This is a genomic window from Tateyamaria omphalii, from assembly GCF_001969365.1.
GTDB lineage: Bacteria > Pseudomonadota > Alphaproteobacteria > Rhodobacterales > Rhodobacteraceae > Tateyamaria > Tateyamaria omphalii_A.
Window position 1 is genome coordinate 1,555,132 of the sequence record NZ_CP019312.1, and the last position, 11,165, is coordinate 1,566,296.

An 11,165-nucleotide genomic window follows, 5' to 3' on the forward strand; every position below is an offset into this window, starting at 1 on the left:
GGGGTTTGGAAAGATTCCACCCCAAAAAACAGTCCGTTACGGACCTACCGCAAAGCCCCGCCTACCCGCGCCACAAATCGGGGGTGAAAAGGGCAATGATGGCCAGCGTCTCAAGCCGCCCAAGCACCATGGCAGCCGTAAAAATGGCCTTGGCGCCCGTGTTCAGCTCGGTCAGAGAGATGGGCACCTCCTTGGCCACCTCCAACAGCGGGCCGGTCGTCGACAGCCCTGACACCGCCAGCACCAGCGACGTGTCAAAGGGCAGACCGGTCAACGCCAGCAGAATGGTGATCAGCGCAAGGCTCAGCGCAAACAGCATGAAAAAGATCCACGCGATAAACGCCCCGTCCTTCTGCAACCGCCGCCCCCGTGGCCCCGCACTGCTGACAGAGGATGGATGCACCAGCCGCTCCATCTCGCGCACCCCGTTGCGATACAGCGCAAAGACGCGCAGCAGCTTCACGCCGCCCGCGGTCGTGGCCACCCCGCCGCCGATCAGCGCCAGCCCCATCAGCAACAGGCCCGGCGTCTCCAGCCCCGACCAGGCCTGCGCATCGACCCAATTGGCGGAGGCAAAGCCGGTCGTCGTTAAAAACGACAACACGGTGAACGCGCTGCCCCATAGCGCCCGGCCCGCGCTCAGCAGGTCCCGCTCGGCCTCGACGTCATAGGCGCCCAGGAAGTGGCGCAGAAACAGGAAAACGGGCACGGCCAACACCACCAGCGCACCGATCCGGAACTCCGGATCTTGCCACAGCCCGCCGGATTCCGCGGTGGTCGTGTCGGTCGAAAAGGTCAGGCGCGACAGCGCGAACAGCATGAACAGCAGCATGACCGCCTCGCCCGCGATGCCCGAGCCCGCCGCACTCAGCCCGCCCACCGGCGAAATGCCGGACGTGGCCAGGATCGCCATCGCGTGGCAAAGGGCGACCAGCCCGACATCGCCGCCCACAGCCAGCAGCACCCACAAAAGCAGCGTCAGGCCCGTATAGATCGGGATCAGCACCGACGACACCTTCAGGATCCGCATCCGCACCTCTGCCCCGGACATCCCGATATCGCGGCTCGAACTGCGGCCCGGCTCGGCCCGCGCCGTCACCTCGAACCCACCCAGGTTCAGGGGCGCCAGGATGGCCGACGCCGCAATCCACATCAGCAGACCACCCAGCCAGCCCACGATGGACCGCCACAGGTGCAAGGTGCCGTTCAGGCGCGCGGGATCGTCAAACAGCGTGGCCCCCGTGGTGGTGATCGCACTCACCATCTCCACATAGGCGTTCAGAAACGTGGTGGTGCCCAACCCTTCGTAGAACGGCACCGCCAGGATCGCGGGCAGCACGGTAAAGGCGCTGAACAGCGACATGAGCGGGCCAAGGGTGCCATGCCCCGGATCGCGTCCCGCATGGGCGAGCCCGATCAGGGCAAACACCACCACGCCCAGCAGCCCCGCATACAGAAACGCGCGCGCCGCATCCAGATCGCGCACCATGCCGCCATAAACGGCGGGCACCAGCATCGCCGACGAAAAGACGCCCAGCAGCAGCAGAAACAGCGGCAATTGCAGGACAGAGGCCCAGAACGGCTGCTTCGGATGGGCGCGGTCCCCCATCAGAAAAAGTCGATGGACACCTGCATCAGGCGCTCCACCTCGGGCACATCGGTGGCCAGGGCAAAGATGGCGACGACATCACCCTCGTCAATGCGGGTCTTGCCCACCGGGCGGATCACCTTGTCGCCCTTGCGCACCGCGCCGACCAGCACGCCTTCGGGAAAGTCGATCTCGTTGATGGTCTGGCCCGCCAGGGGCGAGGTCGACAGCACCTCCGCCTCGATCACCTCCGCATCCGCATCCCCGATGGAATAGACCGAGCGCACGCGCCCGTGCCGGATATGGCGCAGGATCGACGACACCGTCGTTGCGCGCGGATTGATATAGGCGTCGATGCCCAGGGCCCCCATCATCGGCACCAGCGTCGGATCGTTGATCAGCGCAATGGCGTAAGGACACCCCTCGGACTTGGCGCGCACAGCGGCCAGCATGTTGGTCTTGTCGTCGTCGGTCACGGCCAGCATGGCATCGGCCCGGCTCACCCCCGCCTCCGCCAGCAGGTTCACATCCAGCCCATCGCCATGCAGCACAATCGTCCGCTCCAGCGCCTCGGCGGCCAGCTCCGCACAGCGGCGGTTGCGCTCGATGACCTTGGCACGCACCCGGCCCGCACGGCCCTCAAGCGCGCGGGCCACGGTCAGACCCACATTGCCCCCGCCCACCAGCACCACACGCTCCTGCTTGCGCATGGTCTTGCCAAAGACCTCCATGGTGCGCGGCACATCATCCACATGGGCAAAGACATAGGCCTCGTCCCCCGCAAACAGCTGATCCGACGCCTCGGGGGCAAAGAGCGTCCCCTCCCGGCGCACCCCCACGACCACAACGCGCAAGGTCGAAAAAAGGTCGGTCAACTGGCGCAGTGGCGTGTTCAGCACCGGACAATCCTCGTCCAGCGCAATGCCCAAAAGCTGCGCCTGCCCGTCAATGAACAGCTCCGTATCGAAGGCCGCAGGCGCGCTCAGCCGCTGCAACGCCGCCGCCGCCACCTCGCGCTCGGGGCTGATCACCACATCGATGGGCATGTGATCCCGGCGATACAGGTCCGAATAAATAGCGGTCAGATAGGACTGGCTGCGCAACCGCGCAATCTTGCGGTTCACCCCAAAGACGGAATGGGCCACCTGGCAGGTGACCATGTTCACCTCGTCCGAATAGGTGGCGGCGATGACCATATCGGCATCGCGGGCACCGGCACGGTCCAGCACGTCCGGATAGCTGGCAAAGCCCGCAACCCCCTGCACGTCCAGGGTATCGGTGGCGCGGCGCACGAGGTCGGGGTCGCTGTCGACCACCGTGACGTCATTGCGCTCGCCCGAAAGGTGGCGGGCAATCTGCCACCCCACCTGGCCTGCCCCGCAGATGATGACCTTCATCCATGTCCCCGTGATGACGCGCCGCATCGCAGCACTCTCGGCCTCTGTGCATGACAGACGGGGGGCAAGGGGTCAACGCTTGGGGCTGGTTCAGGGGTGGTGGGGCGCGGTCTCAGGTTGTGTGTCGGGTTTGCGGACAGAGTTGCCGTTTGGCGAACGACTTTGTCCGCTGCTGGCGAGATTGGCGATCCGGACCCTTTGGCCATCGCCGCCCGCGGAGGATTAGCGGACGATGGCGCACATGTCGCTGTTGTGATGGGCCGTCGGCGGGGTGGTGCGGTCTGTGCGTTCCGCGGGCACTCTTGAGCGCATTTCTGTTCGCACCCTTCGCGAAGTTACGCCGACGACGGGCGGCTGGCCACTCTCGACTCGCGCGGCGGACTGGGCCGTGGCTATGATCTGATCAGGCATATTTTAACGATTGGGTCGGGGGCTTTTTAATGAACGTCGCGCGTGATTTTGTTCAAGCCGACCGCATCCTGCGCATCGCGACACCGCTTGGCGATGATATTCTGCTGGCGGAGAAACTCACGGTCAACGAACATGTCTCGGCGCTCTTCGAGATCACCGTGTCGGTGCGCTCCAAACAGCCCGAGATCGCGCCCGATCAGCTTCTGGGCAAGCCTGTCGACGTGAGCGTCGAGCTCAGCCAGGAGCCGCCTGTGCGCCGGACCTGGAACGCCATCGTCACCGATCTGATCGCCGGCCCGCGCGCGAGCCGTGGCTTGCGCAGCTACCAGCTGGTGCTGCGCCCGGCGCTTTGGATGCTGGCCCAGAAGAGCGACTGCCGCATCTGGCTGGACAAGAGCGCCACCGAGATTGCCGAGATCCTGTGCGCCGAGCATGGTCTGCCCGCGCCCGTGACCGCGGGCGTGGTCGACCCGGTGCCGCGGCAGCACTATTCCGTGCAGTGGAACGAGACGGATCTGGACTACCTGATGCGGCGGCTCCAGGAGGATGGCTTGTTCTTCTTCTGGCAGCATGAGGCGGGCGCGCATGACCTTCATATCGCCTCGCATGCGGCGGGCTATCTGACCGCGCTGGAAGGCGATGGCGATGTGCGCTTTGCGGCAGGCTCCACGGACCGCAACCACATTAACCGCTTTGAAACGACCTTCCGTTACATCCCCGGCAGCCATGCGGGACGGGACTGGAACTTTACCACACCGGGCATGGTGCCGGGGGCGGCCGCGCCCGGCCTCGTGACGCTGCCGAAGAATGGCGGCTATGAGCTTTATGAGTACCCCGTGCAGGCGGGGTATGGCACGGGCACGCGCGCATCCGAGGGGATCGACGACGCCGAGGTCGAGCGTGTCGCGAAGCTGCGCATGCAGGCGCTGGAGGCCGAGCATGCGCGTGTCGAGGGCGCGAGCGCCGTGCGGACGCTGGCACCGGGGCACCGCTTTACGCCCTATGATGTGGCGAACCCGGACACCGTGTTCGCCCCCCACACGATCCTGTCGATCGTCCATGAGGTGACGGATACAAGTTACGAAAGCGTCGAGAACCAGCCCGAATACCTCAACCGCTTCCTGGCGCTGCCTGCCGATGTGCCTGCCACGCCGCAACGCACGACCCCGCATCCGCGTATCGACGGCACGCAGGTGGCGATTGTTGCGGGCCCCGAGGGCGAAGAGATCCACCCCGACGAATACGGCCGCATCAAGCTGTGGTTCCCCTGGGACCGCCGCGCGGCCAAGGACGGCAGCGACACCTGCTGGGTGCGCGTGACGCAGAACTGGGCGGGTGCCGGCTGGGGCGGGCAAGTGATCCCGCGCATCGGGATGGAGGTCATGGTCAGCTACCTCGACGGCGATCCGGACCGCCCCGTGGTGACCGGCGTCGTGCCAAATGAGCGGCAGAAGGTGCCGTATGAGCTGCCCGCGAACAAGACGAAGAGCGTGATGCGCACCAACTCGCATAAATCGTCTGGCCACAACGAAATCACGTTTGAGGATGCAACAGGCGAGGAGGACATGTTCTTTCATGCCCAGAAAGACCAGACGATCAAGGTTCTGCACAACCGGGCTAAGCGGGTCGATAACGATCAGGTCGAGAGTGTTGGATCGAACAAAGCGATCGATGTGAGCCTGAACCATCAGGAAAGCATTGGCGGATCGATGAACCTGAGCGTCGGTGGCGGCGGTGTTGGTATTGTTGGCCTTCTGGGGGGCATCGCTGCAGCGGGCGGCGCGGACGCTTTGGCCGGTTCCGAGGCTGTTGGTGACAGCGGTATTTCCGGCTTTGTGGGCAACCTTGCGCAGGCGGGCACCGTCATGGCCGGCTTGACGGCGCTGTCCAATGCAGGCTTTGCCGGGTCCGGTCATCACCGAGCCTTGGCGGGTGCCGAGACCGCGTCGGCGGGCACCAGGCTGGGCCAGCTTCTGTCAACCACCATGCCGATGTCCGGCATTCTCAATACCGTTGTCGAGAAGTTCCGCTCGGACACAATCGGGATGGCACGGACCGAGCAAATCGGACAATTCAAAAACACCTCGGTCGGGCATACGATGACCGTGCACGTGGGCCAGGAATTCATCATAAATTGCGGCAAGTCCAAGTTCGTCATGGATCGCGACGGCAACGTCACCATCATCGGCACCAAGTTCAATTTCTCCGCCACAGACCACATCCAGGCCAACGCCCGGATCATCGACCTGAATTGAGCGGGCGATGAGCATCCCCCGCGAAGGCAGTCGTGACACCGGCAGCGGCATCATCATAAGCGTCACGCCTGATGTCTGTCGGACCCCTGTGGGCAGTTCGATGCCGCCGATCCCGTATTGCATCTACGCGATCCAGGGTGACGACGCGAACACAGCAGCAACTGTTCGGATGACAGGCCAGCGGGCGCACAACATGGCGTCGATTGTCACCCAGTGCTCCGGCGATGCCCCCGGCACCGGCGGCGGCGTGTCCTCCGGCACCACTGGCAGCGTCTGCCACCCCCGCAGCCATTCCAACACCGTGCGCATCCAAGGCGAATGGGCCGTCCGGCACAACGACTATTGGGACATGAACAACCGCAACACCTTCGGGCGACTGACATGGGTGGAAAGTGTTGAGACGTTTGAACCGACGCCGACGATAACCAGAAACAATACTCCGGGAAGTGAATTGCCGCCGGGCTCGTTTCAAGTTGCCGATGCTTCTGGAGGTTGGTCATGGTTCGCACCGCCGGAACCTGAAACGCTTCCAGAGATTGAAATTCCAGGAGCGGGTTCACCGCCTGCGGAAACCGCCCCAACCCAACCCGGGCCAGTAGGTCCAAACGACAATCGTGATCGCAGACCTCCGGCAACACCCAACCCGATTTTAATGCAGCTCAGGTTGATCGGTGAACTCTTCAGCAGTCTTGGACGCCAAGCAGATATTTACGAGGAAATGGAGCGCACCATCACTGTGCCTGACGGGGAAGGTGGGTTTCGTCATGTCACGCCAGAACAGCTGGAACGTGAATTGATGCGTGAGCTCGGCGTCGAGACAGATGAGGAATTGGCGGAACTCATCGAGCGTCTTGAAGCGGAGGAAAGAACTGAAGCCGAGACCACCGTAGATGCCGAGTCGGGCCGCACCGAGGATACGGTCACGATCCATGGTGACGAAGAACAGCGCGATGAACCTGAGTGTCGCATTGGACCACATTCCGAAATGTTGCCGGCCTGCCGCGCCCTCGGCATGCAAGCCCACCATGTCGTACCTGATCGCAGTTTTCGCGTAGCAGGCCCGCGCGGCGCCCGCATGGTCGGAGGCCCCAGTTACGGCGAAGGCCTTGCGGTTTGTGTCGAATCCAACCGAGTTGGAAGGGATGCGGAACATTCCGTGATTCACAATGTCTATTTCGATCCACAAGCTGACTTCGAAGCACGAACTGGCTCTCACCCACCTTTCATTACGCTGGCGCGGGCCGAAGATCTGGGTGCTCAGGCGCTGGAAATTGGCACGGATGGCCGGTGCCGCCGAGAATTCATTCGCAACGAATTACGTCGCTACCATTCGTCATCGCAATTTACCTTGGAGCCTGACACCTTGGTGCGCGGCACGCGCCGCAGGATTGGCTTGTTAAACATCCGGCAGTTTGGTGGACGTCCTGGCGGAGCAGACGAAAGGTAAAGTATGCAAGACGACATCCAAGCATTGATTGATGAGGGGATGATCGATCCCTCAAACACCGAGTTTACGATCATCACCGGGGCGGCCATCGAAGCAGATTACATGCTTTTTCTTGAGACGGCTGATGCCTACGCTGAGGTTGCCGATGAGATAGAATTGACATTTGTTACCACTTGGAACGGCCAAAATGAAGCTGTTCCATGGCGACAGAACCCCCACGAATGGCAAGGCGCCAGCTGCTGCGTCTGGCGCAGCTTTCCACAAACTCGGCTTTACGTTGCGCTATCGCTGGATGGCCACGTTCATATGTTCGGTCCCGGCGGGCGCCCTACGATGAATGAGACAATTCAAGGGGCGGGCCGAATGATGCCCTGGTCGAACGATGAATATGTTACAACACAACAAATTCGCGAGATTGGGTCTTCACTCTACGTGGTTGGAAGCAATCGCAAAGTCTTCCGTCGGGCTCCAACGCCAGATGCCACTTGGGAAATGATCTCCGCAGAAATCCAGAACGAGGCGTTCAATCGGGAAACGGGCCTCCGTGATATGACCCTCATGAGCCATTTTTTTGGTGTTCATGGCAGGGTCGAGACTAGTATTTTCACCTGTGGCGTTTCTGGTGAGGTCTTCCACTTTGACGGCAGCAATTGGTCAGAGGTACCAACAGGCACGCACAAACACTTGTTGGACGTTCACGTTGCCTCCGACGGCACCGTCTACGTGATCGGTGCAGACGGCACATTTTTGCGCGGAGATGCGAGCGGATTGCGTCCGGCGACTGAAACGCCCTTGCCGGATCGCCCCTATCTGACCGGCATCGCTGAACGAGACGGCGCCATTTGGATCGCGGGAAACCGGGGACTTTATCGTTATGATCCGAACACCGAAACTGCGGAACGCATACGGCCCGAAGGCTCGACCGAGATTAATGATTTCCATCATCTTTCGGTAGCTGATGGCGTTCTTTGGAGTATCGGCTTCAAAGACCTCGCGTATTTCGATGGTTCGTTCTGGACACGCCTTGCACACCCGGAAAATGGCCCTCGCACATAAAGGAAGTGCCGCTCGTTGCTGAGTTCAACTGGAAGGTGGTGGTCGCGTCATCGGATTGAGGTCCGCAGAGCACTAAGAACGAGATCATACTAAGGGCAACGGTCGATTGGGTGGCGTGCCGCCACTATCTGCGCAAAGGGAACGAAGCCCCATGCTAGTTGACAACACGACGCCCTTTTCTGGCCTTGGCTTTGAGCAATGGCACCGGGATGGGGCGACAATGGCGGTTGTGGTCGCGCGGGGGCGGTATGTGGTGCAACCCGATGGGTCCCTGGACGCCGCGGACCGCCCGGAGTTGATCCTGAGCGATGTGTTTGAAGGCGGGCCACAGGACAGCGACATGCTGGTCGCGTCGGATCTGGTGCCGTTCAAGCCCGCGACTGACGTGACATATCTGGGCGCGATACATGCCGCAGAGCCAAGCGATGCGATCCTTGCGGGGATCCAGATCGGCGACCATGTTGCCGTGCTGCGCGCCGTGGGTGAGCGGTCTTGGATCTGCGACAAGGACACGTGGCACCTCACCCAGCCTGACCCCATCCAGCAGGCCGATCTCACCTATTGCCATGCCAGCGGTGGGCGCCACATCGGCGATCCCGATGGCCAGGTCGATGCGCGCAATCCCATTGGCCCGGGGGTCATCAGCCTGGATCACACCCCGACAGATGCGCAGATCCCGGCCCCCAGAATCGACAGTGAACACGTGCCGGTGACCGAAGATCTGTCACATTGGCCCGCCCCCCAGGGCTTTGGCCCGATGCCGCCCTGGTGGCGCAGCCGACAGCAATTTGCGGGCACCTATGACGAGGAGTGGCAGGCGAACCAGCATCCCCGCCTGCCGAAGGATTTCGACTACCGCTTCTACAATTGCGCCCCGCCCGCGCTCATCCAGCCTGGGTTTCTAACGGGAGACGAGGTGATCCAGACGGTGGGTCTGCGCCGCGGTGCCGCGCGGCTCGACATCCAACTGCCAGGCCTGCAACCCTGGGCGCGGTTCCACTTCCGCGATGGCCGCGATGTGGAGGCTCTGTTGAGCCTCGACGGTGTGCATCTGGATGTCCGAGGGGAGACGACGCAACTCGATCTCACTTGGCGGGCCTGGATGGCGATCTGCCCATCCTTCTATCGCATCGATCTCCATCATGCGCCTCTAAGCCGCATCCGTGAGATGTCACTACCGATCTCGCGTCTACATGGGTTGGAAGAGGCGTGACAGCAAAGCCATATCTCGTTGTTTGGCGCTTGATTATGGAGGCGACGCCGGATCCTACCAACAAGACTCACTCTGAGGCTCCCGTGTTTCTGGCCGGTGTTAAAAAAGCGGAAATTCGTCCAATCCGCAGCATCTGTCGATTTGGGCTCGAACCCGCCATTCATCCCCCCGCGACACAGAACAAAGGCGGCCCAAGGCCGCCGCCGTGCCACCAGTTCGGCGGAAACGCCGCAACCCGCCAAACCCCAATTGCCAAAGCCCCCAAGCTGCGGCACTGTCACCGCGATGCGCATCCTGCTCACCCTCGTTCTGCCGCTGGCCCTGTCCGGCTGCCTGCCGCTCTCGACCTACTACGCCGAGGGGGTCAGCTTTGCGCAATTCGAACGCGATGACACCAATTGCGATGTGCGCGCGCTGCGCGACGCGCCGGTCGCCAATCAGGTCCGGCAGGGCGCACCGCGCTATGTGCCGCGCCGGGTCTGCAACGCTTATGGCGAATGCTACACCCGCGGCGGCTACTGGGTCCCGGGCGAGGTCTATACCGTCGACGTGAATGCCGACCTGCGCAAACGGGTCAAGGGGCAGTGCATGGGCGATCTGGGCTATCGCCCCGTCGAAATCCCCGCCTGCCCGCAGGGCGTGGCCCAATCGGCCCCGCCCGGCCCCTCCGCGACCCTGCCGCGGCTCAACGCACGCAGCTGCGCCATCCGGACCGGCGATGGCCGGTTTCGGGTCGTCACCCAAGGTTAAGCCGTCACCCAAGGAAAGACATGACCACCACCCTCGCCCACGCCAAAGCCGTCGTGCTGGCCCATCACGCGGCCCTTGCGCGCGCAGAACCCTCCTGCTGTTTCACCACGCTGTCGCAGCATTTTCTGCCCGACACGCTGTGGCGCGGCATGCACCCCTTCCACGAACAGCGCGGCCCGCAGGCCGTGGCCGACGCGTTCTGGTCCCCCTTCCTGTCCGCCATGTCCCGCGTGCAGCGGCGGCAAGATGTGTTCTTTGCCGGGCACAACCATCTGGACGAGGGCGGCGGCACATGGGTCGCCTCCATGGGCCATCTCATGGGCCTTTTCGACGCGCCGTTTCTCGGCATCCAGCCCACCCGCAAGATCGCAATGGTCCGCTATGCAGAGTTCTCACGGGTCGAAGGCGACCGCATCGTCGAACAGGCCCTCTTCGTGGACCTTCTGCACCTCATGGCGCAGGCGGGCCAGTACCCCCTGCCCGGCATGACCGGCGCTCAGCTGGTGCAGCCCGGCCCCCTCACCCATGACGGCCTGCTCTTTGACGATCAGGACGCCGCTGTGGGTCAGGCCACGCTCGACCGGATCCACGCGATGATGGACGCGATCAACCTGGCCAACGCCTCTGCCACACCGCCCGTGCCGCAGGACGAACTGGCCCGCGACTGGCATGACGACATGATCTGGTGGGGCCCGACAGGCATCGGCGCCACCTACACGATCGACCGCTATATCGAACAGCACCAGCGCCCGTTCCGCACCCAGCTGGGCGCACGCACCTTCAACGGCCATATCTGCCGCATGGCCGAAGGGAATTACGGCGGTTTCTTCGGCTGGCCGAACCTGACGATGGAATGCACCGGCCCCTATATGGGCCTGCCGCCCTCGGGCCGCAAAGCGGACATGCGCGTGGTCGACATCTACCGCCGCGACGGCGACAAGCTGGCCGAGAACTGGGTCTTCATCGACATGCTGCACTTTCTGAATATGCAGGGTCTCGACGTGCTGGCCCAGCTCGAGGTCCGCAAAGGTTAACGCCCATTAAGGAT

General features: G+C 62.9%; 8 protein-coding genes. 6 read left to right on the forward strand and 2 right to left on the reverse strand.

Going from position 1 to position 11,165, the window contains the following annotated elements:
- Window positions 1-61: 61 nt before the first annotated feature.
- The gene (locus BWR18_RS07765) at window positions 62-1,609 is read right to left on the reverse strand and encodes a TrkH family potassium uptake protein (protein ID WP_076627447.1); all 1,548 of its coding nucleotides are present in this window, start codon (window positions 1,607-1,609) and stop codon (window positions 62-64) included.
- A complete protein-coding gene (trkA, locus tag BWR18_RS07770; protein ID WP_076630187.1) occupies window positions 1,609-2,985 on the reverse strand; it encodes a Trk system potassium transporter TrkA in 1,377 nt (458 codons plus the stop codon). Before trkA ends, BWR18_RS07765 begins: the two co-directional genes overlap by 1 nt.
- Window positions 2,986-3,425: 440 nt before the next feature.
- On the opposite strand from trkA, the gene BWR18_RS07775 reads away from it, so the two are divergent.
- From BWR18_RS07775 to BWR18_RS07800, 6 genes are all read left to right on the forward strand, one after another.
- On the forward strand, window positions 3,426-5,651 hold the full coding sequence (locus BWR18_RS07775) for a type VI secretion system Vgr family protein (protein ID WP_076627448.1): 2,226 nt from the start codon (window positions 3,426-3,428) through the stop codon (window positions 5,649-5,651).
- Window positions 5,652-5,658: 7 nt separating this feature from the next.
- Entirely contained in the window at window positions 5,659-7,098 is a 1,440-nt protein-coding gene (locus BWR18_RS07780; RefSeq protein ID WP_076627449.1) for a DUF4150 domain-containing protein, read from the forward strand.
- 3 nt (window positions 7,099-7,101) lie between these two features.
- On the forward strand, window positions 7,102-8,154 hold the full coding sequence (locus tag BWR18_RS07785; RefSeq protein WP_076627450.1) for a hypothetical protein: 1,053 nt from the start codon (window positions 7,102-7,104) through the stop codon (window positions 8,152-8,154).
- A gap of 151 nt (window positions 8,155-8,305) precedes the next feature.
- Window positions 8,306-9,367: a DUF2169 family type VI secretion system accessory protein gene (locus BWR18_RS07790; protein WP_076627451.1), complete on the forward strand. Its 1,062-nt coding sequence runs from the start codon at window positions 8,306-8,308 to the stop codon at window positions 9,365-9,367.
- A 285-nt stretch (window positions 9,368-9,652) separates the two neighbouring features.
- Window positions 9,653-10,117 (forward strand): hypothetical protein, encoded by a 465-nt coding sequence (locus BWR18_RS07795; protein ID WP_076627452.1) that lies wholly within the window; start codon window positions 9,653-9,655, stop codon window positions 10,115-10,117.
- Window positions 10,118-10,137: 20 nt separating this feature from the next.
- A complete protein-coding gene (locus tag BWR18_RS07800) occupies window positions 10,138-11,151 on the forward strand; it encodes an ester cyclase (RefSeq protein ID WP_076627453.1) in 1,014 nt (337 codons plus the stop codon).
- The last annotated feature ends 14 nt before the right edge of the window (window positions 11,152-11,165 follow it).